This window comes from Streptomyces sp. NPDC033270 (assembly GCF_055576575.1).
Window position 1 is genome coordinate 241,569 of the sequence record NZ_JBVIRA010000006.1, and the last position, 22,037, is coordinate 263,605.

At 72.1% G+C, this 22,037-nt stretch carries 16 protein-coding genes and 1 pseudogene; 6 read left to right on the top strand and 11 right to left on the bottom strand.

Going from position 1 to position 22,037, the window contains the following annotated elements:
- Positions 1-11: 11 nt before the first annotated feature.
- From ACZ5XZ_RS12555 to ACZ5XZ_RS12590, 8 genes are read right to left on the bottom strand one after another with little or no spacing between them, the layout of a single operon-like run.
- Entirely contained in the window at positions 12-959 is a 948-nt protein-coding gene (locus ACZ5XZ_RS12555; protein ID WP_468976995.1) for a transketolase family protein, read from the bottom strand.
- Positions 956-1,774, bottom strand: coding sequence for a thiamine pyrophosphate-dependent enzyme (locus tag ACZ5XZ_RS12560; protein ID WP_468976997.1), 819 nt, complete (start codon positions 1,772-1,774; stop codon positions 956-958). The genes ACZ5XZ_RS12555 and ACZ5XZ_RS12560 overlap by 4 nt, the downstream gene beginning before the upstream one ends.
- On the bottom strand, positions 1,771-3,627 hold the full coding sequence (locus ACZ5XZ_RS12565; protein WP_468976999.1) for a M20/M25/M40 family metallo-hydrolase: 1,857 nt from the start codon (positions 3,625-3,627) through the stop codon (positions 1,771-1,773). Before ACZ5XZ_RS12565 ends, ACZ5XZ_RS12560 begins: the two co-directional genes overlap by 4 nt.
- Positions 3,624-4,691: an N-acetyl-gamma-glutamyl-phosphate reductase gene (gene argC / locus ACZ5XZ_RS12570; protein ID WP_468977001.1), complete on the bottom strand. Its 1,068-nt coding sequence runs from the start codon at positions 4,689-4,691 to the stop codon at positions 3,624-3,626. The genes ACZ5XZ_RS12565 and argC overlap by 4 nt, the downstream gene beginning before the upstream one ends.
- Entirely contained in the window at positions 4,684-6,003 is a 1,320-nt protein-coding gene (locus ACZ5XZ_RS12575) for a DegT/DnrJ/EryC1/StrS aminotransferase family protein (protein ID WP_468977003.1), read from the bottom strand. Before ACZ5XZ_RS12575 ends, argC begins: the two co-directional genes overlap by 8 nt.
- Positions 6,000-6,629 (bottom strand): DegT/DnrJ/EryC1/StrS family aminotransferase, encoded by a 630-nt coding sequence (locus tag ACZ5XZ_RS12580; RefSeq protein WP_468977005.1) that lies wholly within the window; start codon positions 6,627-6,629, stop codon positions 6,000-6,002. The genes ACZ5XZ_RS12575 and ACZ5XZ_RS12580 overlap by 4 nt, the downstream gene beginning before the upstream one ends.
- A 14-nt stretch (positions 6,630-6,643) precedes the next feature.
- Entirely contained in the window at positions 6,644-7,513 is an 870-nt protein-coding gene (locus ACZ5XZ_RS12585; protein ID WP_468977008.1) for a RimK family alpha-L-glutamate ligase, read from the bottom strand.
- The gene (locus ACZ5XZ_RS12590; protein ID WP_393487600.1) at positions 7,510-7,704 is read right to left on the bottom strand and encodes a lysine biosynthesis protein LysW; all 195 of its coding nucleotides are present in this window, start codon (positions 7,702-7,704) and stop codon (positions 7,510-7,512) included. The genes ACZ5XZ_RS12585 and ACZ5XZ_RS12590 overlap by 4 nt, the downstream gene beginning before the upstream one ends.
- A 273-nt stretch (positions 7,705-7,977) precedes the next feature.
- On the opposite strand from ACZ5XZ_RS12590, the gene ACZ5XZ_RS12595 reads away from it, so the two are divergent.
- Complete coding sequence (locus ACZ5XZ_RS12595) at positions 7,978-11,040, top strand: AfsR/SARP family transcriptional regulator (RefSeq protein ID WP_468977011.1); 3,063 nt, start codon at positions 7,978-7,980, stop codon at positions 11,038-11,040.
- Between the two features lie 25 nt (positions 11,041-11,065).
- Here ACZ5XZ_RS12595 and ACZ5XZ_RS12600 read toward each other — a convergent pair whose 3' ends face one another.
- On the bottom strand, positions 11,066-11,218 hold the full coding sequence (locus tag ACZ5XZ_RS12600; protein ID WP_468977013.1) for a hypothetical protein: 153 nt from the start codon (positions 11,216-11,218) through the stop codon (positions 11,066-11,068).
- A 296-nt stretch (positions 11,219-11,514) separates the two neighbouring features.
- Between ACZ5XZ_RS12600 and ACZ5XZ_RS12605 the strand changes: the two are divergent.
- A pseudogene (locus ACZ5XZ_RS12605) lies at positions 11,515-11,735 on the top strand (RNA-guided endonuclease TnpB family protein); the annotation flags it as partial.
- A gap of 193 nt (positions 11,736-11,928) precedes the next feature.
- Positions 11,929-12,402 carry a carboxymuconolactone decarboxylase family protein gene (locus ACZ5XZ_RS12610; RefSeq protein WP_468977016.1) on the top strand — a complete coding sequence of 158 codons (474 nt, stop codon included), beginning with the start codon at positions 11,929-11,931 and terminating at the stop codon, positions 12,400-12,402.
- A gap of 114 nt (positions 12,403-12,516) precedes the next feature.
- Here the strand turns inward: ACZ5XZ_RS12610 and ACZ5XZ_RS12615 are convergent, their stop codons facing one another.
- Positions 12,517-14,040, bottom strand: coding sequence for a hypothetical protein (locus ACZ5XZ_RS12615; RefSeq protein ID WP_468977019.1), 1,524 nt, complete (start codon positions 14,038-14,040; stop codon positions 12,517-12,519).
- 117 nt (positions 14,041-14,157) lie between these two features.
- Positions 14,158-17,799, bottom strand: coding sequence for a BTAD domain-containing putative transcriptional regulator (locus tag ACZ5XZ_RS12620; RefSeq protein WP_468977020.1), 3,642 nt, complete (start codon positions 17,797-17,799; stop codon positions 14,158-14,160).
- A gap of 369 nt (positions 17,800-18,168) precedes the next feature.
- Here ACZ5XZ_RS12620 and fabD point away from each other — a divergent pair, with 369 nt between their 5' ends.
- The 3 genes from fabD (at position 18,169) to asnB (ending at position 22,032) form a co-directional block, all read left to right on the top strand.
- Entirely contained in the window at positions 18,169-19,722 is a 1,554-nt protein-coding gene (gene fabD, locus ACZ5XZ_RS12625) for an ACP S-malonyltransferase (protein WP_468977022.1), read from the top strand.
- An 83-nt stretch (positions 19,723-19,805) separates the two neighbouring features.
- Positions 19,806-20,057: an acyl carrier protein gene (locus ACZ5XZ_RS12630; RefSeq protein ID WP_468977024.1), complete on the top strand. Its 252-nt coding sequence runs from the start codon at positions 19,806-19,808 to the stop codon at positions 20,055-20,057.
- Positions 20,058-20,061: 4 nt separating this feature from the next.
- Positions 20,062-22,032 (top strand): asparagine synthase (glutamine-hydrolyzing), encoded by a 1,971-nt coding sequence (gene asnB, locus ACZ5XZ_RS12635; RefSeq protein ID WP_468977025.1) that lies wholly within the window; start codon positions 20,062-20,064, stop codon positions 22,030-22,032.
- Positions 22,033-22,037: the final 5 nt, after the last annotated feature.

Genomic DNA, 22,037 nt, shown 5'->3' on the forward strand with positions numbered 1-22,037 from the left:
ACGGGAGAGGGTCAGCGGGCGCGGCCGCCCGCGGGTAGCGGACCCGAGGCGCCGGTGCGCAGCCGGGCCACCGCGGAGCGCACGGCGGGCAGATCGAAGCCGAGGCGGGCCATGACCTCGTGGTGGTCGCCGCCCTCGGAGGGCCAGTCGTGGCCCGCGTTCACACCCACCACCTCGCACCGGGGCAGCAGCAGCGCGAGCGCTTCGGCCACGCCGCCCTGACCGCGGTGTTCCTCGACGACGACGAACCGGGTGTGCCGGTCTGCCAGTTCCGCGGCCGCGCCGGCGAGGTGCTCGTGGTCCAGATAGGTCAGGTGTGCGTGGGAGACCCCGGTGGCGGCGCGGGCGGCCAGCGACAGGCGGGTGCCCTCCTCGCCCACCGACACCAGGCAGACGTCATCGGGGTCCGCCTGGAACTCCCAGTTGACCAGGGGCGGTTCGCCGCCGGGCAGGTCGAGCGACTCGTACGCGGCGTTGCGGCCCGTGCGGATGTAGTGCGGCCTGCCGCTGCGCGCCGCGGACCGTACGACCGCACGCATCTCGGCCTCGCCGTAGGGAGCCGCGATGGTCACGCCGGGAACGCTGCGGAGCACCGCGAGGTCCTCCAGGCAGTGGTGGGTGGTGCCGAACCAGGCACCGGACACACCCGCGTACGGTGCCACGACGGTGACCCCGGCGTTCAGGTAGCCCAGCGTCAGCTTCAGGCTCTCCGCGGCCCGCAGCGCCGCGAAGGGGGCGAAGGTACTGACGAACGGCTTGTAGCCGCCGGCGGCCAGTCCCGCTGCCATGTCGACCATGGCGCCCTCGGCGATACCCACGTTGAAGAACCGGTCGGGGTGCGCGGTCTGGAAGGGATGGTTCTTGCCACCCAGGTCCGCCTCCAGGCAGACGAGCAGGGCGTCCTCGGCGGCGAGGGCGGTCAGCTCGTCGCGGTAGGCGTCACGGCCGGAGAGAGTCATCGGATCGCTCGCTTCCACTTCGCGGCCCGCGCGCTGTCGATGGTCACGTAGTGAGAACCCGCCTTGCCTTCCACGGCCGGCACTCCCTTGCCCTTGACGGTGTGGGCGACGACGGCGAGCGGGCGGCGGGCCGCCGACCGGTCCCCGGCGAACAGCTCGGTCAGGGCGGCCGGATCGTGCCCGTCGACCTCCGCGACCTCGAACCCGAAGGCGGCGAACCGCTCGGTGAGACCGGGCAGCGGCGAGATGTCCGCGACCAGCCCGTCGTTCTGCCCGCCGTTGCGGTCCACGACCAGCACGAAGTTGCCCAGTTCCTGCGCCGCGGCCACCTGGCAGGTCTCCCAGACCAGCCCCTCCTGGAGCTCACCGTCACCCGCGACGGCGATGCCCAGGCCGCTCTGTCCGCCGATCCGGCGGGCCAGGGCCCAGCCCGCCGCGTACGGCACGCCGTGACCGAGGCTCCCGGTGGGGAACCGGACGCCGGGCACCTTGGGGCCCGGATGGCCGGTGTAGGGCCGGCCCGCCCGGCCGTACAGCGGCGCGGGGTTCTCCGGCAGCACGCCGCTGACGTGCAGCGCGGCATACAGGCCCGCGGCGGCGTGCCCCTTGCTCAGCACGACCTCCGTGCCGTCCGCGGCCGAAGCCCGGTGCAGGGCGGCGATCAGGATGTCGAGCACCGACAGGCTGCCGCCCAGATGGCAGCCGCGCTCGGACGCCGCCATGTCGACGACCAGCCGCCGGGCCTTGAGGGCTCGTTCGGCCAGGGTCGAGGCGAGGACCTCGGCGTCGGTGGGACCGTCGAGCACGGCAGTCATCGGCCGCTCCCTTCCGCAAGGGCGAACCAGCGGTTCACCGCGTCGGCGAGCAGCGCCCGGGCGGCGCGGTACTCCTCGCCGCCGATCCGCTCCTCGTCGGTGTGGTCGAGGGCGGAGTCGCCCGGCCCGTACGCCACCATCGGCACGTCGTGCCAGGTGGTCGCCAGGGTGTTCATGTCCGACGTCCCCTTCTTCACCACGAAGCGGGGCTTGAGCCCGGCCTCGGCGAAGGCTCGGGTGAACGCCTTGGCCAGGGGGCCCGAGCGGCCACCCTTGTGACCCGGGGTGGCGCGCAGCGCCTCGATGTCGACACCGTCACCGGCGTGCCGGAGCGCGGCGGTGCGCAGCGCCTCCAGATCGGCCCCCGGCGGCACCCGGAAGTTGAGGATTCCGTGCGCCAGGTTGCGCTCCGCTCCGGGCTCGCACCGGATGTCGATGACCGCGCTGAGCGCCTCGGGCGCGTGGTCGAGCACCGACGCGCGGATCTCGGCCAGGGCGCGGGTCAGGCGGTCCGGGGCGGACACCGCGTCCTGGCCGGCCGAGTGACCGGTGGGCACCGAGGCGGTCACCGCCAGTTTGAAGAGCCCGAAGTAACCGAGGGTCAGCTTCCCCGAGCCGCTGGGCTCGCCGATGACGACCGCGTCGGCGGGGTAGTGGTCCCGTACGTGGAACGCCCCCTTCGAGGAGGAGATCTCCTCCTCGACCGCGCCGACCACGACCAGTTGGCCGTCCTCGGGTATCGCCGCGTCCGTCAGCACCTCCAGGAAGGCGGCGAGGCTGCCCTTGGCGTCGACGCTGCCGCGCCCCCACAGCTCACCGTCGCGCCACTCGGCGGGCCAATGGTGCGGGACGGTGTCGAGGTGGCCCAGGAGCAGCAGCCGGCGGGAACCGGTACCCCGGGTCGCGACGAGGTTGCCCGCCGGGTCGATGCGGGCCTCGATGCCCCGCTCGCGGCACCACTCGGCGAGACAGGAGGCGAGTTCCGCCTCGTCGCCGGAGACCGAGGGCACACAGACCGCGCGGGTGAGCAGGGCGAGGTCGTCGGCGGGCTCCCTGGTGCGCCAGAACCGGGTCCAGCCGGAGGCCTCGCCCATGGTGTGCGGGCCGGTGATCGCCACGTCGGCGCCGCTGTCCTGCAGGGCGATTTCGGCCGCGCGCACCTTCTGGCGCATCCGCCCGCCGGCGTACCGCGCCCCGTCGCCCGGGTAGGCGTCGCGCAGCGTCGAGTCCGGGGCGTCCGGGTCGGTCAGCAGTCCCGCGGTGCCGGTGACCAGCCGGAGGTGGTCGGCGTCCAGGGCGACCGCGAGCACCGCGGCCAGTACGTCGGCGTCCACGTTCAGTGCAGCGCCGCCGTCCCGGTCCGCGACCGGTGGGGACAGGCAGACCACGTCGTACGCGTCGAGCAGGGCGTTCAGCGCCTCGGTGTCGGCCTCGGCGGGTACTCCCGCCCGGTGGTCACGGATCACGACGGGGCGGTCCTCGGCCGACAGCGCCTTCAGCGGGCGGTTGGCCCGGCCGACGACCAGGCCGCCCCGCGCGGCGACGGCCGTGAACACCCTCAGGCCCGCAGCCCGCAGGCCGCGTTCCACGGCGGGCAGAGTGACCCGCTCGTAGGCGTCGACGAGGTGGTCCATCTCCTCGGGAGGGCAGTAGCGCACCACGTCGCCGTTGGTCAGCCGGAGCGTGGGGACCGGGCGGTCGATCGCCGCGTAGTGGCGTTCGATGCCCGTGGCCCCGCCCGCTACCAGGAGCACCCGGGCGCCGCGGGCGGCCACGTCGGCGATCTCCTTGTGGATGGCCTCGCGGTCGAGCGTCGCACTGCCGACCTTGATGACATACAGCGGCCGGGTCATGGCGACACCGCCGTGATCGGCAGCCCGGCCGCCTCGTCGAAGCCGTGGATGAGGTTCATGGCCTGGATGGCCTGGCCCGCCGCGCCCTTGATCAGGTTGTCGAGGGCGGCCACCGTGACGCACTGACCGTCGCGGACGGCTACCGCCACCTCGGCGACGTTGGAGCCGGTGACGGCCTTGAGCATGGGGAAGTCCTGCGGCGCCTTGGGCGCCGGGCGGACCCGCACGAACTGCCTGCCGACATACGCCTTGGCGTAGGCGCGCTTGACGTCGAGGGGGGTGACTCCGGACCGCAGCTCGGAGTAGGCGCTCACCATGATGCCGCGCGAGACGTCCATGCTGTGCGTGGAGAACCGCAGATCGACCGCGGCGCCCGTGAAGTCGGCGAGGGCCTGCTGGACCTCCGGCGCGTGCCGGTGGCCGTGCAGCTTGTGCACCCGGAAGTTGCCACTGCGCTCCGCCGGCTGCTCGCCGCTTCCGCGGCCGCCCCCGGTGGACCCGGTCTTGGCGTCGACCACCACCCGGTCGGCGACCAGCGGTTCGGCGCCGGCGAACAGCGGGTACAGGGCGTAGACCGTGGTGACGGCCATGCACCCGGGCAGGCTGACGAACCGGCTGGTGGGGATGCCGGGGCTCAACTCCGGTACGTAGTAGGCGAAATCCTCCAGCGGCGGGTGGGCCGCGGTCCTCGGGTAGTGCCTGCCGACCTCTTTGTCGTCGCGCAGCCGGAAGTCGCCGCCCAGGTTCAACACGCGCTTGGCCCGGTCGGCGACCAGCGGCAGCTGCTCGGGCAGTGCGCCGGTGGGCAGGCAGCCGAAGGCGACATCGACGGTGTCGGCGTCCGCGAGCTCGGCCAGCGGCCGGAACGTGAGGCCGGACGCCTTGGGGTGGTTGCGCAGCCAGGGGTGGCTGCTGCCGACGGCCGTGCCCGCGGCGCGCTCCGCAGAGAGGAACGCGAGTTCCACGTGCGGGTGCTCCAGGAGCAGCCGGATCACCTCGCCGCCGGTGTAGCCGCTGGCGCCGAGGACGGCGACGCGGATCTTCTCGTGCACGGCGTCAGCCAAGGCGGGCCGCCTTGTCGTAGGGACGGCTGTAGTCGCGGGTCTCGACGAGCTTGCGAATGGCGTCGGGGCGGCGGGCGACCTTCCGGAAGGCGTCGGCGTAGCGCAGGATCCGCTCGTACTCCACCGGGGAGCGCAGCTCGCGGCAGAGGACGAGGGTGCTGTCGAGCATGCCGAGGGTGACCGGGAAGTCCTCGGGACGGTGGTCGCGCACGGCGCCGGGGTTGAGCGTGAACGGGTAGCCGTTTCCGAAGCCGTCCCGGTGCTGGAAGGGCAGGTGGCACGGGATCGGGGTGTTCTGCCACTCGCGGGCCGGGACGCCCTCGGCGACCAGGAGCTCGTGCACCGCCTCCTTGACCGCGAACACCGGTATGTCGCCCAGGCCCACGGCCTCGGGGTGCAGGGTGGTGCGGTACATGTTGTACGCGTGGACGTGCCCGCCGGGTACGTGCGGCGGGGTGAACAGGCCGGTCCCGCTCAGCGCCTCGCCGAGCAGCGCGGCGTTGCGTGCCCGGATCTCGTCGTAGTACGGCAGCCGCTTGAGCTGGCTGGCGCCGAAGGCCGCCGCGACCCACGACATGCCGTAGTCGATGCCGTGCCGCTCCAGGTAGGCCAGGGCCCGGTCGTAGCTCTCCTCGGCGGCGAAGAACGCGATGCCGCCCTCGCCGCCGAGCGGGAAGTTCTTGTCGGCCATCAGGCTCTGGCCCGCGGCATCTCCGATGGAGCCGGCCACCTGCTCACCGACCTTCGCGGAATGGGCGTGCGAGGCGTCCTCGACCAGGGCGATGCCGTGCCGGTCGGCGAGGGTGCGCAGGGCCGACACATCGGCGGGCAGCCCGTGCACGTGCACCGGCATCAGCGCGCGGGTGCGGTCGGTGATCGCGGCGGCCGCGGCCTGGGGGTCCATGCAGTAGGTGACGGGGTCGATGTCGACGAACACGGGGATCGCGTGCGCGGCGACGACGGCCTGCGCGGTCGCGATGAAGGTGAACGCCGGCACGATGACCTCGTCGCCGGGCTGTACGCCGGCGCCCACGAGGGCCATGTGCAGACTGGAGGTGCCGCTGGCCGTGGGCAGTGCGTACGCCGCACCGACGTAGGAGCGGTAGGCCTCGGCGAAGTCGGCGACGACCTTCTCGGGCGCCTGCCGCTGGGCGAGCATGAGGTTGAAGACGTCTTCCTTGGTGATGACCGGGAAGAGGGTGCGACGCGACGCCTTGGGAATCAGGGCCTCGCCGCCCAGGGCGGCGAGTTCGGCGTCGAGTTCGGCGGGGTCGGGCAGGGGCAGCGGGGCTGCCGGGAAATCAGTGATCATGAGCGTGCTCCGGTGGGAGTGGCGGGACGTGCCGCCTGGGTCAGGGCCATCCGCACGCAGGCGGCCACGAGGGGGCTGAGCCGGTAGTTGAACTGGACCCCGGGCACCAGGGAGGCGTCGGCCTCCTCCTGCGTCCACATCGTGCGCAGGTCGTAGGCGCCGAAGATCTTCAGTCGCTCGGCACGGGCCCAGACCCGTTCGTCGTCGGTGAGGACGGCGGCGGCCGGCCCGAAGCCGAGTCCGGTGAGGTCCACGACGAGGGCGGGGGCGGTGGCGGCCCCGGTGAGCTCGCCCAGCTGATCGGCGTTCGCCGAACCCAGCGACACGTAGTCGTACGCGGCCGGCCCCCGATCCCCGGCACTGACGCCGAGCCAGCGCAGGAAGCGGCCGGTCGCCGCGTCCGGCTCGGGGACGGTGACGGTGTCGCCGTGCCCGATGCCCTGGCCGGCGAGCGCCGCGTGGATGGCGGCGGTACGGCTGTTGACGAGCACGGCTCGTGCGCGTCCGGTCTGCTTGGTCAGCAGTCGTTCAAGGCCGGGCAGTTCCCGGTCGCTCTTCTCGATGCTCATGACCACGCCCGTGGTGAGGACGCGGGCGAGCACCGTTGCGGTGTCGAACAGTTCCATGGGTCTTCTCCGTGTCACACGGCTGAGGCCGTGAGGGTCTCCGCCACGTAGGCGGCGAGGTGGCCGGCCACGTTCACTCCGTGCTGGGCGGAGGAACGGGCGAATTCGGGATTGGCGTTCACTTCGAGCACGAGCAGTTCGCCCGTGGACCGGTCCTCGACCAGGTCCACCCCGTAGAAGCCGGGTCCGAGGGCGTCGACGGCCTGGCCGCAGAGCTTCTCCATCTCCGCGGTGAGCTCGACGCGCCGGACCTCGGCGCCCAGGTGGGTGTTGGTGCGCCAGTCGTCCGACACCCGCTGGATGGCCACCACCGGGGTCCGCCCGACGACCACCACCCGCAGATCGTGGCCGGGCTTGTCGATGTACTCCTGCACGACGACGGGGAACTGCTTTCCCATGGCATCGGCGGACTCGCGGCCCGCGGCCCACGCCTCCACGCAGTCGGGATGGGTCATCTTGCTGACGCCCCGTCCCCAGGAACCGCTGACCGGCTTGACCACGGCGGGCATGCCCATCTCGGCGACGGTCCGACGGACCTGGTCGAGGCTGAAGGCGTGTCGGGTCTCAGGGTGCGGAATCCCGTGCTGTGCGAAGAGCAACGACTGCAGGCCCTTGTCGTTGCACGTCTCGATCGCTGCCGCGCGGTTGAGGGTGGGGACTCCGGCGTGTTCCAGGCGGTGGGAGACGCTGATCGCCTCCCGGTGGGAAAGGTTCCTGATCAGGGCGAGAGCGGGCGGGCCGGGGTGGCCCGCCACGATCTCGGCCAGATCCTCCATGAGCAGCGGTCGCGCTGTCAGGCCCTGGTCACGCAGTGCGCCGAGGAGGAGCTTCTCCTCCGGGCGCAGCATCGTGACCGAGAGCAGGACCTGGTCGGAGGTGGTCACTCGCCCCAGTCCTCTTCCACCTCAGGGGCGAGGTCCAGGCGTATGCCCGCCGCGGACTTCTCGACGACCTCGTGCTCCTGGCCGCAGGCCCCGCACTCGGTGATCTCACCCTTCTCCCAGTCCTCGCGCACCTGGAATTCGGTGTCGCATACGAGACAGCTGGCGACAGTGGTCGCAAGTGCCATGGTCATGACTCCTTTGTAAATCGCGTCGCACGATGTGCCGACGCCGTTACGTGCGCAGGGATTTCGATCCGAGCGCATTCCGCTCCGCCGCCTCCGGCACCGGTCGGATGCCTCGGGAGGCGCGGAGGAGCGCCACTTTCGGTGGCTGCAAGGAGCCTGCCTGGCGGTGATACCACTCACCTACCGGTCCCGTACCGCGCGCTGCGGTAGTCCCCTCGAACTGGTATTTTCCAGGCAGCACATGGGGGGTGCACTGTGACAACAAGAGAAAATCGCGGATTGCGATTCAACGTTCTCGGATCCCTGGAATGCCTGGCCGACGGGCATCGGATCAAGCTCGGCGGGCCGCTTCAGGAACGCATTCTGACGTCCCTGCTACTGGAGTCCGGGCGGACGGTGCCCATCGAGCGCCTCATCGAGACGGCTTGGGGGGAAGCCGGACCCGATACCGCCAAGCAGCAGGTCCGCAAAGCCATAGCCGACCTTCGGCGGCGCATACCCGATGGTCCGGCGCTGATCGTGACCGAGGACGCGGGGTACCGCGTGTCCGTGGAGCCGCTCCAGGTCGACCTGCACCTCTTCTCGCGCCATGTCCAGCGGGCCACGTCCGACCGCTCCGACGGGGAGTTCGGTGCGGCGGCCGGGGAGCTGCGCAAGGCCCTGGCGCTGTGGCGGGGCCCGGTGCTGAACGGGACGGGCGGGCCGGTCCTCGACGCGGCGTCCACCGTCCTGGAGGAACGGCGACTGGCCGCGGTGGAGGAGCTCTTCGCGCTCAGGCTCCAGCTGGGCGAGGACAGCGACATCGTCAGCGAGATACGCGAGTTCGCCGACGCCTACCCGCTGCGCGAGGGCCTGCGCGCCCAGCTGATGCTCGCTCTGTACCGTGCCGGCCGGCAGGCCGAGGCGCTCCACGAGTACACCGCCGTACGGGACCTGCTGGCGGAAGAGCTCGGCATCAGCCCCTGCCCGGACCTGGCCGGCCTGTTCGAGAAGATCCTGCGGGCCAGCCCCGAACTGGACACGCCCTCGCCCGCGCCTTCGGCCCCTTCCCTCCGGCCGTCCGACGGAGCGCGGGCCGCCGAGAACGCCCCGTGCACCCTGCCCTATGAATTACCGGACTTCACCGGCCGTCACCTGGAACTCGGGTACCTGCTCGATCGGGGACAGGCGGGCGAAGGGGTGCGGATCGTTGCCGTCGACGGGATGGGCGGCGCCGGCAAGACCACCCTCATCGTGCGTGCGGCCCACCGCTTGGCCGCCTCGTATCCGGACGGGCAGCTCTACATCGATCTGCGCGGCTTCACCCCGGGGGAACGCCCCCTCGCGCCCGAGGAGGCGGCGCGCATACTGCTGCGCGCCCTGGGAACTCCCAACAGCGCCGTCCCCGATGACACCGAAAGCCGTTTCGCGATGTGGCAGGCCGCCTCGGCCTCGCGCAGACTGCTCCTCGTCCTCGACAACGCGGCCGAGGCCGCTCAGATACGCCCGCTCCTGCCCGTCACGCGCGAGTGCCTGGTCCTGGTGGCCAGCCGCTGCCGACTGCTCGACCTCGACGGGGCCCACTGGATATCCCTGGGAACGCTGCCGCCGCAGGACAGCGCGGCGCTGCTCACCCGCACTCTCGGCGAGGAACGCGTGGCCGCCGACCCTGAAGCCGCCAAGTCACTGGCCACTCTCTGCGGGCACCTGCCGCTCGCCCTGCGCATCGCCACGGCCAGGCTCCACAACCGCCCCCGCTGGACGCTGCAGTACTTCGTCGACCGGCTCCGCGAGGAGGACGCCCTGCTCACGGAGCTCCGCTCCACCGAGCGCAGCGTCGCCACGACCATCCAGCTCTCCTACGAGGCCCTGGGCGAGGAGCACCGCCGGGCGTTCATGCTCCTGGGAGTACACCCCGGGCCGAACTTCGATCCCCATGCGGCCGCGGCTCTGACGAACATGACGCCCAAAGACGCGGAGCAAATGCTCGAAGACCTGCTCGACTCGCAACTACTGCAGCAGTACGAGGCAGGGCGGTACTCCTTCCACGACCTCATCCGCAGCTTTGCCCGCAGCCTCTGGGACGATTCCGTGAGGCACGAGAAGGACATCGCGGTAGGCCGGCTGCTGAACTACTACCTGGGTGCCACCAACGAGGCGTGCCGGATCCTGTTCCCCGGACTGCGCCAGTGTGCGTCCGCTCCGCCCGGCAACGCGCCGGGGCTGCCCGCGTTCCGCGACGCACAGACCGCCCGCCGGTGGTACGACCGGGAGAGCAGGGCCCTTCAGGCCACCGTCCGGCTGGGACAGAAACACGACTTCCACCGCCTGGCCAGCTACCTGGCCAGAAACACGGTGCTCCACCTGCATGCGCAGGGAGCCATCCAGGACTTCCGGGAGCTGGCCGAGGTCGCGGTGGCCGTGGCCCGCCGGGCGGCGGACACCCAGGCCCTGTGCCTGAGCCTGGCCAACCTGGCCTCGGCCCACCAGATACTCGGAGAGTTCCGGTTGGCGGCACAGGCCGCGGAGGAGGGTCTGCGGGTGGCCCGGTCGCACGGGGATCCCGTCAGCGAGGCGGCCTTCCTCGACCTGCTCGGCTGGGCACACATCGTGCTCGGCAGCCTCTCCGAGGGATACGACCTGCTGTTGCGGGGAATCGCGCTGCACCGCGAGTTCGGAACCCTCAGACGGGAATCCATCGCGCTGTGCAATCTCAGCACCCTGCACCTGTGGCAGGGCCGGACCATGGAAGCGGTCGCCGCCGCCGAACGGGCCGTCATGCTCTGCCGGGAAGTCGGGGAGCGGGAGCACGAGGTGGCCGCCCTCAACGACCTGGTCATCGCGCACCTGGACGGAGGCGACGACGCATCGGCACAGCGGTACCTCGAACGGGCCCTGGCACTGGGCGAGGACTCCGTGATGCCCAGGAACCGGGCGATGTCCCTGGCTCTGCGCGCCGTTCTCCACCAGCGGAACGGACAGGGCGACGAGGTGATGACGTACATCGATCAAGCACTCGCGCTCGTCGGCCCTCTGGGTACGGTGACCTGGCAGTGCGAGGTCGAGAACATCGCGGGACTGGTCCACCAGCGCGGAGGGGACCACGAGAGGGCACTCGGCCTGCACCGAAGTGCCCATCAGAGGGCACTGAGCATCGGATACCGCATGGGTATGGCGCACGGACTGCACGGTATGGCCAAGGCCGAGCAGTCGCTGGGACAGCAGGACGTCGCCCGGGAGCACCTGCACAGCGCCGAGGAACTGTTCGCCGCCATGAACATCCCCCGGGCCGTCCTGGGCTCGCCTGGCCGTGCGCCTGTGTGCTGCACTCTTGGCTCCTTTTGCTGCAGCACACAGGCGTAGGGCAGGGGTCAGTAACCCGGACCCCTCATCGGAGGCTGGAACCCGGCCCCTCATTGGTGGCCAGAATGTGCACACCCTTCCCGGTCCCGTCGGCCTCGAAGTGGTGCACCGTCACTCCGGTCCCGAAGGCAACGGCCAAGGCGACAATGCCGATCAGGCCGGCCAGCTTGCTGCGCATGTTTCCCCCTAGATATGCATGATCCTCGCGGATGGAACAGATCGTGCCGGAACGACAGTCCGTTTCTGTTCCGTCCGGATACCAGCGCCACCACCCGGCCCGGGGACCTCGGGGTGTTCACCGGGAACCTCCGATTCCTCCCCGGCCTTCAGGCCGGGGAGGAATCGGACTCCTGCGGAGCAGGGCAGGAAGAGCCGATCGCCGTCAGGGTGATCGGGCGTCCACCATCCCCGCAGGTGAGGGACACCGTAAAGATCAGGGGTCAACTGTCAGTCTTCCCAGGTGGGTTGATGCTCATGACGACGGAAGTGAAGACGGAGGAGGCCGGGCACGCCCGGTACACCTACCGGCTTCGCCTGCCGTCCACCGCGCGGGCCGCTCTCGAAGCCGAGAAGCGCGTCAGGTGACGCCGTGGCTGCGTGAGGGTTCCTCGGTCCCTCAGCAGCAGCTCGTACGGGATTTCGCGAAGTCGCGGGCGAAGGCGCTGAAGGACATCAAGGCCAGGTTGCCGATGCGGTGCTCACCGAGGCGTTGCGCGACGTCGCCTTCGCCCTGGCTCCCGTCCCCGGGGTCGTCGCACTGAGCAGGTCCACGGCTCCCGAGCGTGACGGCGAGGCGGTGGAGACGCGCGTCACACTCGTTCGTGTCACATCGTGCCGGGCGGCTCCGTCATAGGGGTGTAGCCAACGACAACGGCCAAGGAGCACACCATGGAAGCCCGTTTGAACCTCTTCGCCAGCCCGGCCGCGGGCAAGCTGATCAAGCACTTCGGCGCGGCAGGCAAGGTGCTCTCGGACTCGGCACTGCCGGCCGCGACGCAGGAACTGGTGAAGATCCGCGCGAGCCAGATCAACGGCTGCGGATTCTGCCTCGACATGCACACCAAGGAGGCGGCCGCCGCCGGTGAGACCTCGACGCGCCTCAATCTGGTCGCGGCGTGGCGGGAGGCCACGGTCTTCACCGAGGCCGAGCGCGCGGCGCTGGAGCTGGCGGAGCAGGGCACCCGCATCGCCGACGCGGCCGGCGGGGTGACCGACGAGGCCTGGGCGAACGCCGCCAAGCACTACGACGAGGAGCAGCTCATGGCCCTGGTGTCCCTGATCGCCCTCATCAACGCCTACAACCGGATGAACGTCATCGTCCAGCAGCCCGCCGGCGACTACCAGCCCGGCCAGTTCGGATAACCCGGATCGTAGAGCGTCCGGACAGCGACAGCGCGTGGCCGGGAAGGCCGCCGCCGGCGGACGTCCCGCGCCGCCGGCGGCCCCGCCCTCCGGGCCGCCGTGCGCGGCAGGGCGCTACTCGTCCTCGTCGAAGACGCCGTCCAGTTCCTCCAGCGCCTCCTGGGTGCGCTCGGCGAGGTGGTGGGGGCACAGCCAGACGTCGGGGGTGAGGCCGTCGTCGGGTGCGGGGGACTCGCCCGGTGCGTGGAGGTGGTCGAGGAGGGACGGCAGCCGGTCGCCGGTGTCGGGGTGGGTCCCGCCGTGCGGGCACTCGGCGTCGAGCGGCGAAGTGTCCACGGTGCGCAAGGCGTCGCGCAGTTCCGTCCCCGCGTTGTAGGGGACGTCGTAGGGGTCTTCCGCGTACCAGAGCATCACCAGCAGCAGTACGGCCCGTTCCCGCGGATCGGCGCTCTCGTCGCGCAGGTAGCGGCGGGCCGCCCACACCGCGAGGTCGTCCACGTCGATGGACGGGTCCTCCTCGTCCAGCAAGCGGGCCAGCCGGTCGAGGGCGAGGCGTCCGTCCGCGCCCAGGCACTCCTCGTCGAGGTGGTCCGTATCCCTGGGGGCGAACAACTCCTCATAGCCCTCGCGCAGTTCGTCGAGCGCCGCGTCGGCGAGGGAGTGCAGGAAGGCGGGACACAGCCAGCCCCGGAGGAGGTCGTTCCGGCGGCCGCCGGCCCCGGCCAGCTCCGCGCGTCCGCCGGGGCTGCGCAGGTAGAAGCCGAACTGCGCCGCACCGGCGGGGTCGGGGTGCGCCTCGGGGTGCTCGGCGGGGGTATGGGCGCAGGTGCTGCCCGCGAGCTGGGCGAGCACCTTCTCCAGGCCCTCGATCATGTCGTCGAGGGCTTCGGGAGCGGTGATACGGCCCGAGACCGCATACCACTGACTGGCGTGCATGGCCGCGACATAGCCGGCCTGGACGCCCTTGGACGGGTGGTCGGGCAGCGAGAGCGCCAGGCGGGACAGGTCCAGGGCGGGGTCGCCATAGGGGTGGTCGCAGAGCGTGGAGGAGAGCCACCGGAGGGCGTCGGCGTCCCGGCGCGGGATGACGGGCGGGATGGCGGGCGAGATGCCCGCTGTGTCCGTCATGCCCGTCGTACGGAAGGGAGCCAGGACATCGGCGGTGATCCGGGCGCAGGCCGCGACGTTCGTCGGGCACCACCAGGCGTCGTCGTGCTCGGCGTCGGAGTCGGGGCCGGTGCCGGCCGTCTCTGCCCGTCCGAGGGTCGCGAAGGCGCCGAGTTCCGGGACCAGGATGCCGACCTCATCGTCGTCGATGCGGTCGAGCGCGGTCCGGAACGGGTGCGTCTCATGCGCGCAGCCGCGCCCGCCGAGCGCGCGGTCGGCGGCGAGCAGCGCCTCCACGACACGGCCCGCCACCCCCTCGCCCGGCTGCCACGCCACGTAGGACGCCATCGACACCAGCCCGAACGTCCACAGCGGCGCCCGTTCCCCACCGGGGTCGGCGGCCAGCCGGCGCGCGCAGTCCACGACGAGCGGGTCCGCGTCGGCGCGCTGGGACCAGGGGCCTACGCCGCCCCAGGCCGCGATCAGTTCGTCGGGCGGGAGCGAGCGGTGGGCTCCGGAGTTATCGATCATGCTGATGACGACGACGGAGCGGCCGCGCCAGTTCCCGCGCGGCCAGCGGAAACCGGGGCCTCCGGCGTGCCCGACCGGCCGGCCGCGGGGAGGCCGTACCGGTACGGGCGTCGTCGTTCACCCCGCCGCCACCGCCTCCGCCGCGCCGCGGCCCAGGAGGTCGTGGAGGAGGCGGGTGGCGGGGAGTTCCGGGTGGAGGTAGACGTGTTCGCCGCGGCGGCCGATGGCTGCGAGGAGGGCGTGGAAGGTGGTCTTGGCGTCCTCCGTTCGTCCGGCCCGGTGCTGGGCCTGGCCGAGGAGGCCCAGGTGGAGGGGGCGGCGCAGGTGGGTTCGGGAGTTGCGGAGTTCGGCGAGGGCGGAGTGCATCAGGGCGAGGCCGTCCTCCCGTCCGGAGCAGGTCAGGCCCCAGCCCTCCAGCATGCCGAGCATCGCCTTCCAGTAGAGCAGCCCGTGCTCGTCCGCCACCCGGACTCCCTCGGCGCCGGAGGAGCGGGCCGTCTCGGCGTCGCCTTCCCAGGCCGCCACGACCGCGTCCACGTAGAGGGCGAAGGAGCGGTCGGAGGGCCGGCTGTCGTCCTCGGTGAGGCGCAGCAGCTCGCGGCGGCGTGCCGTGGCGGTCTCCCGGTCGCCCATGAGCCAGTGGGTGAAGGTGTTGTAGGAGCGGCAGGAGACGCGCGGGTCGTGCTGGAAGGTGCGGGCCAGCGAGTGGCCCTCGCGGGCGTAGCCGTCCGCCATGGCCACGCCGTGCTCCAGCTGGATGAGCGCCTGCCGCAGCTGGCCGCGGACGTGGAGGACGATGCCCTCGCCGTAGGCCGCGCCGAGCACCGCCACGGGCTGGCCGTCCCGGTCGGCGAGCTCCCGGAGCAGGCCGGAGTAGCGGCGTGAGGTGTCGTAGCGGCCGGTGACGAGGTCCGCCGCGCACAGGGCCCAGAGCACCGACGGGTCTTCGGGGGAGTGGGTGACCGAGTTGAGGGCCCGTCCGCGGGCGAGTGCCGTCTCGGCCTCGGCGTGGCCGTAGCCCCGGGTGGTGGCCAGCACCTGGCCGAGCTGGATGTGCAGCCGCTGGTCCAGGGACGCGGCCGAGGGGTCGCCGGGCGGCAGCAGGCCGACCAGGTGCACCGCGCGGCGCAGCCAGGTCTCCACCTGTTCGTAGGCGAGTTGCTGCTCGGCCTGCTCGGCGGCGCGCAGCAGCAGGGGAAGCGTTTCGGCAGTCGGCATGGCGCTCTTGGCGTGCCAGGCGTGGTGGGCGACCCGCTCGATCTCCTCGTCCGCCACCCGTCCGAGCCTGCGGGTGGTTATCCCCCCGGCGACCCTCGCGTGCAGCCGCTGCCGGTCCTCGCGGGTGAGCTCGTCGATGAGCGTCTCCTGCACCAGGGCGTGGGTGAAGTGCAGCCGTTCCGGGTGGTGGGGATCCTCGCCGAGCAGCCCGGCGCGGATCGCCGACTCCAGGGCCTCGGTGACCGGTTCGTTCTCGGTGGCGGTCAGGTCCAGCAGATCGGTGTCGATCTCGGTGCCGATGACGGCGCACAGCCGCAGCACGCACAGCACCGTCTCGGGCAGTGCGGCGAACCGCTGGTGCAGTGCCTCCCGGACGCCCGTGGGGACGCGGGTCAGCAGCACGTCCACCGCGTCGGGCCGCCGCAGGCTACGCGCGTCACCCAGGAGGGAGAGGAGCTGCATGACGAAGTACGGGTTGCCCTCGCTGCGCCGGTGCAGCACCTCGACGACCTCCGCGTCGACACCGGGGCCGGCCTGGGCGACGACGAGGGCGGCGACGGCGTGCCGGGACAGTCCGCCGAGCCGCAGGGTCTCGGTCCTGGGGCCGCGCAGGACCTCGGAGAGCATCCGGCGCAGCGTCGCGTCGGACTCGACCTCGTACTCGCGGGCGGTCAGGACGATGCCGATCGGGTGGCCCTGGCTGCGGCTGCTCAGCAGTCTGAGCAGGTCCAGCGAGGCGGTGTCGGCCCAGTGGAGGTCCTCCAGGAGCAGGACGAGCGGGCGCTGGGCGGCGAGGGCGAGCAGGACTTCGCAGACCGCGTCGTGGGTGAGGAACCGGGCCTGGCCCCAGTCGGATTCGGGGGCCGGTCCGCCGGGCCGGGACGCGCGCTCGGGCATCAGGGGGGCGAGCAGGGCGCCGAACGGCTTCGCCGCCTCGCGGAAGGCCTCCGGGCGGGTCGTGGACAGTCGCCTGAGGATCTGGGTCCACAGCCAGTAGGGCGGTACGCCCTCGTCCAGGAAGCAGTGGCTCCAGATCACCTCCAGCTCCGCACCGGCCCGGGCGGCGCCGGCCGCTTCCAGCCGGGGGACGAGTTCGAGCAGGAGCCGGGTCTTGCCGACGCCGGCGGGGCCGAGGACGCCGGCGACATGTCCGTGGCCGTCGACCGCGCACGTCGCCGCGGCCGTCAGGCGCTCTAACTCCTCGCTGCGGCCGGTGAACGGCGACTGGGTACGCGGTCCGTCGGGCACGGGCCCCGCGGCCTCCCGGCGCGCGCCGTTCTCCGGGGCCCGCGCGGCCGGTGCGCTCGCGGGCGAGTCCGCGGCGGCCGGCGGTGAGTCCGCGGCGGTCGTCGTCGGCCGGTGCGGGTGGTCGGACCTGGTGGTGGCACGCGTGGCCGCCGGGTCGTCGGTGGCGGCGCTGCCGCCGACCCGTTGCCGTGCTGTGGTCCCGGCGTCGGCCCGGGGGCCTTCTTTGTGGCCGGCCGCTGCTGCCGTGAAGGGCCCGCCCGGGGCCGCTGCCGTACTGCCGCCCCTACCGGACGCCTCGTTCTGTGCCGGTCGTTGCGGCTCCCGCACCGCGCGGACGGGTGGGTGGGCCTCGGCCCCGCGCGCGGCTTCGCCGCCGTCCGCCTTCGTGGCCGTGGTCGCCGCAGCCACCGGCGTGGTCCCGGCGGGATCGGGGCGACCGGGGCGTGGTGACGCGGTGGGCCCGCCCGTCCCCGGCTCCTGGCGCAGGATCGCGGTCCTGACCCGGCGGAGTTCGGCGGCCGTGCCCACCCCGAACTCCTCGTCCAGATGGGCGCGGGTCCGTTCGTACACTTCGAGCGCCTCGGCCTGCCGACCGAGCCGGGACAGGGCCGTCATCAGGTGGCCGACCAGGCGTTCTCGCGCCGGATGGCGACGTGCCTCGCGGTCGAGGCCCGCGGCGACCTCCTGGGCCTCCCCGAGGGCGAGCCGGGCCTCCGCGCAGGACTCCACGGCGGTGAGCCGGACGTGTTCGAGCCGCGAACTCTCGTCGCTGAGCGGGGGATGGCCGTCGAACTCCGCAAAGGGCGAGCCCCGCCACAGCGACAGGGCTGCCGCGAACCGGTCCCGCGCGGCGAGCGGGTCGCGCTGTTCCAGCAGTCGCCGCCCTTCGGCGACCAGGCGCTCGAAGCGGCAGCCGTCGATGTGTTCGGAGCCGAGTTCCAGGACGTAACCGTGCGCGCGGTGGCGCAGCACCGAGGGGCGGTCGGGCCCGCCGGCCGCCTGCAGTGCGCGGCGCAAGTGGGATACGTGGCTCTGGAGCGTGGCGACGGCCTGACGCGGCGGCTCTTCGCCCCACAGCTCCTCGATGAGCAGCTCGGTGGGTACCACGCGCCCCAGGCGTATCAGGAGCAGGGCGAGCAGGGCTCTGCGGCGTGGCGGGCCGAGGGGAAGGTCGTGGCCGTCGTGGCGCGCCGACATGGGGCCCAGAACGCTCAGCAGGAAGGGGGGCTCGTGCGACCCGACCTCGGGGGTCGGGGTGGTCGGGGCCGGGTTCGGTATGGGGGATGAAGGCATGTCGGTCCCAATCGTTCTCGCACGCGCGATCGTGCTGACAGGCGGGTGGCGCCGTGCGGCCGGTGCCCTCCCAAAAGGGAGCCTTGCATAGCGAACCGGGTGTTCCAAGATCATCTTGGCGGCCTGTAAGCAATTGGCAAGGTCTCTGCAGGAGTCCGGCAAGGATGGCGGAAAACCGCTACAGCGGACGGCAGGGATACGCCAGCGTCCTGACCAGGCCCCTGCAAGGGGGGTGTCGCAGGATGCCCGTCATCGGAGACCACCGCTGAACGGGGAGGCCATGAACCCGCCGGACGACTGCCCTGCCATCACCCGCGAACACTGTGCTGCGGGCCCGGCGTGAGGGCTTGTGCAGAGGGAACGCCCGCCGTGCTCTTCCCCGGCCAGGGCTCCCAGACCCGCGGCATGGGAGCCGGTCTCTTCGAGCGGTTCCCCGAACGGACCGCGCTCGCCTGCGACGTGCTCGGCTACGACCTTCCGCGGCTGTGCCTCGCGGACCCGGACGGGCGGCTCGACGACACGCGCTTCACCCAGCCCGCGCTCTACGTCGTAGGCGCCCTGGCCTACCAGGACTCGCTGGAGCGCGGCGAGCCCGAGGGCGGGTACCTGCTGGGCCACAGCCTGGGGGAGTACAACGCCCTGCACGCCGCCGGGGCCTTCGACTTCGAGACCGGACTGAAGCTCGTCGTCAAGCGGGGCGAGCTGATGGCCCGGGCCACGGACGGGGCCATGCTCGCCGTCGTGGGGCCGGACGCGGACGAGGTGCGGGCCTTCCTCACCGAGGAGGGCCTGTCGCGGCTCGACGTCGCCAACATCAACACCCCCGTGCAGACCGTGCTGTCCGGGGCCCTGGACGAGATCGAGCGCGCACACAGGACGCTCGACGCACGCGGGACCCGCGTCGCCCGGCTGAAGGTCTCGGCCGCCTTCCACTCGCGGTTCATGGCCGCCGCCCGCGACGAGTTCGCCGCCTTCCTCAAAGGCTTCCGGTTCGCCCCCCTGCGGGCCACGGTGATCGCCAACCTCACCGCGCGTCCGTACACCGACCAGGACGTCGCCACGACGCTGAGCGAGCAGATCAGCGGATCGGTGCGGTGGCTGGACAGCGTCCGCTACCTGCTGGCGCACACGAGTGCCGACCGCTGCCGTGAGGTGGGCGGGAAAGGAGTCCTCACCCGCATGGTCCGGCAGATCGACACCACCCCCGCCCACCGGACGCCGCAACCGCGGCCGCGGCCACGCCTGTTCTGCATCGCCTACGCCGGAGGCGACGAGCGCGCCTACGCGGGACTGGCCGCGTACTGCCCGGACGTCGACGTCGTGACGCTGGAGCGCCCCGGACGCGGCCGGCGCGCCTCCGAGCCGCTGCTGCGGGACCCCGACGCGATCGTCGACGACCTGCTCCGGCAGCTGCCGGACCGGCTCGACGCCCCGTACGCGCTCTACGGCCACAGCCTCGGCGCCCGGCTGGCGTTCCTGCTCTGCCGCCGGCTGCGCGCCGAGCGGCGGCCCGCACCGGCCCACCTGTTCGTCTCCGGGGAGTGCGGACCGGCGATCCCGAGCCGGGAGCGGCACACCTGGGAGCTGCCGACCGATGCCTTCTGGGAGCACCTCAGGCAGCTCGGCGGCATCCCGGAGGAGCTGTGGGAGCACCCCGACCTGATGGCGTACTACGAGCCGGTGATGCGGGCCGACTTCACCGCACTGGGCGCCTACCGGTACGAGGCGGCCCCGCCACTGGACGTGCCGGTCACCGCTATGACCGGCGAGGACGAGCACTTCACCCCGGCCGACCTGGAGGGCTGGCAACGGGAGAGCACCCGGCCCCTGACCACCCACCGGTTCCCCGGCGGCCACTTCTTCATCCGGTCCCAGTGGCCCGCGCTGGGCCGGCTCGTCAACGCCGGGTTCGCGGCCGCCTGACGCCGCCGCAGCAGGCATGAGTTCACGCGCGCCGGACACCGGCACGCGTCCCGAATCGACCATCGCGAGGGTGACGGACAGCCATGAAGCAGGAACTCAAGAAGCACATGGAAGAGCAGTTCATGTTCGAGTTCGACTCGGACATCACCGAGGACACCGACCTGTTCAAGGCGGGCATCCTCGACTCGTTCGGCTACCTCTCGCTGATGGGGCACATCGAGGAGAAGTACGGAGTGCCGCTCGGCGAGGAGATCCTCGGCAACGTCATGGTCTCGCTGTCCGGCATCGTCGCCTTCGTCGACGCCGCCCGCTCGCGGGCCGCCGGGAGCCGGTGACCCGATGTGCGGCATAGCCGGCTTCTACCAGAGCCCCCTGCCCCCGCAGGAGTACGAGACCCTCATCCACGGCATGCTCGCCCAGATCGAGCACCGCGGCCCCGACGAGGCGGGCTGCCTGCTCGACGACCGGCTGGCCATGGGCACGGTGCGGCTGAGCATCATCGACCCGGCCACCGGCTCGCAGCCGGTCGGCAGCGCCGACGGCCGCTACTGGCTGTGCTACAACGGCGAGCTGTACAACTACCGGGAGCTGCGTGAGCAGCTGACCGCCCTCGGCTTCGCCTTCCGCACCGAGTCCGACACCGAGGTCGTGCTGGCCGCCTGGGTCGCCTGGGGCCTGGACTGCCTGCCCCGCTTCAACGGCGCCTTCGCGTTCGCCCTCTACGACAGCGTCACCGGCGCCCTGCACCTGGTGCGCGACCGGTTCGGCAAGCGGCCCCTGTTCGTGGCGCGGCACCGCGGCGCCTGGCTGTTCGCCTCCGAGATGAAGGCGTTCCTGGCCTACCCGGACTTCCACTTCGCCTTCGACGAGGCGCAGCTGGCGTCGGTCTTCGCCACCTGGACCCCGCTGCCCGGCCAGAGCGGCTACCACGGGATCGAGCAGATCCCCATGGGCGAGTACCTGTCCGTGCGCGGCGACGAGGTCCGGCGCGGCCGCTGGGCCACCCTCGACCTGGCCGCGGGCCCGGCCCCGCAGAGCGAGCAGGAGGCCGTCGAACTCGTCCGCGCCGACCTCGAAGCCGCGGTCGACGTGCGGCTGCGCAGCGATGTCGAGGTCGGCGTCTACGCCTCCGGCGGCCTGGACTCCTCGATCATCGCGCACCTCGCCGCGCAGCGGACGAGCCGCCCGCTGCGGACGTTCTCGATCGAGTTCGAGGACGGCGAGTTCGACGAGTCGGCCGAACAGGCCGCGCTGGCCGCGCATCTGGGCACCCGGCACTCCACCGTGCGGGTGTCCGACGAGGACGTCGTCAACGCCTTCCCCGAGGCCGTCCGGCACGCCGAGGTGCCCGTCTTCCGCACCGCCTTCGTCCCCATGTACCTGCTGGCGCGCCACGTACGGAGCGAAGGGATCAAGGTGGTGCTCAGCGGAGAGGGAGCCGACGAGGCGTTCCTGGGCTACGGCGTCTTCAAGGACACCCTGCTGCTGTCGAGCTGGCACGAGCTGGACGACGACACCCGCCTGCGCCGCATGGGTCAGCTCCACCCGTATCTGCGCCACTTCAGCGGCGAGGACGGCCACCGCCGCATGCTCGGCCTCTACCGGCAGTTCACCGAGGAGACCCTGCCCGGCCTCTTCTCCCACCAGATGCGCTTCCAGAACGGCCGCTTCGCCGCACGCCTGCTGAAGAACGCCGGCGACCCCTTCGCGGCCCTTACGGACCTCGTGGCCGGCGAGCCCGGATACGCGCAGCTCACCGCCGTGCAGAAGGCCCAGTGGCTGGAGTTCCGCACCCTGCTGAGCGGCTATCTGCTCTCGACCCAGGGCGAGCGCATGGCGCTGGCCCACGGCGTGGAGAACCGCTGCCCCTTCCTCGACCCCGCCGTGGTCCGCCGCGCCGCATCGGTCAACCTGCGGTTCGGCGACCCCTACGACGAGAAGTACCTGCTCAAGCGCGCCTACGCCGAGGTGCTGCCGGAACGGATCGTCAAGAAGGGGAAGTTCCCCTACCGCGCCCCGGACAGCGCCGCGTTCGTCCGCTCCCGCCCGGACTACCGCGAGCTGCTGACCGACCCCGGCACCCTCGACGAGATCGGGGTCCTCGACGCGCGCTTCGTGCGGCGGTTCACCGACCGCGTCTTCGACAGCCCGCCCGAGCAGATCGGCACCAAGGAGAACCAGGCCTTCGTCCTCCTGGCGTCGACGGTCTGGCTGCACCACTGGTACGTGCGCGGCAACGCCCGCCACCGGGACCCGCTGAGGGTCCCCCTGTACGTCGTCGACCGGCGCAGCGGCGCCAAGTCGGCCTAGGACGA

Coding starts and splice junctions, on each gene's coding strand:
- ACZ5XZ_RS12555 (WP_468976995.1), bottom strand. CDS start 959: ATGACTCTCTCCGGCCGTGACGCCTACCGCGACGAGCTGACCGCCCTC.
- ACZ5XZ_RS12560 (WP_468976997.1), bottom strand. CDS start 1,774: ATGACTGCCGTGCTCGACGGTCCCACCGACGCCGAGGTCCTCGCCTCG.
- ACZ5XZ_RS12565 (WP_468976999.1), bottom strand. CDS start 3,627: ATGACCCGGCCGCTGTATGTCATCAAGGTCGGCAGTGCGACGCTCGAC.
- ACZ5XZ_RS12575 (WP_468977003.1), bottom strand. CDS start 6,003: ATGATCACTGATTTCCCGGCAGCCCCGCTGCCCCTGCCCGACCCCGCC.
- ACZ5XZ_RS12580 (WP_468977005.1), bottom strand. CDS start 6,629: ATGGAACTGTTCGACACCGCAACGGTGCTCGCCCGCGTCCTCACCACG.
- ACZ5XZ_RS12590 (WP_393487600.1), bottom strand. CDS start 7,704: ATGACCATGGCACTTGCGACCACTGTCGCCAGCTGTCTCGTATGCGAC.
- ACZ5XZ_RS12600 (WP_468977013.1), bottom strand. CDS start 11,218: ATGCGCAGCAAGCTGGCCGGCCTGATCGGCATTGTCGCCTTGGCCGTT.
- ACZ5XZ_RS12610 (WP_468977016.1), top strand. CDS start 11,929: ATGGAAGCCCGTTTGAACCTCTTCGCCAGCCCGGCCGCGGGCAAGCTG.
- ACZ5XZ_RS12615 (WP_468977019.1), bottom strand. CDS start 14,040: ATGATCGATAACTCCGGAGCCCACCGCTCGCTCCCGCCCGACGAACTG.
- ACZ5XZ_RS12620 (WP_468977020.1), bottom strand. CDS start 17,799: ATGCCTTCATCCCCCATACCGAACCCGGCCCCGACCACCCCGACCCCC.
- ACZ5XZ_RS12630 (WP_468977024.1), top strand. CDS start 19,806: ATGAAGCAGGAACTCAAGAAGCACATGGAAGAGCAGTTCATGTTCGAG.
- asnB (WP_468977025.1), top strand. CDS start 20,062: ATGTGCGGCATAGCCGGCTTCTACCAGAGCCCCCTGCCCCCGCAGGAG.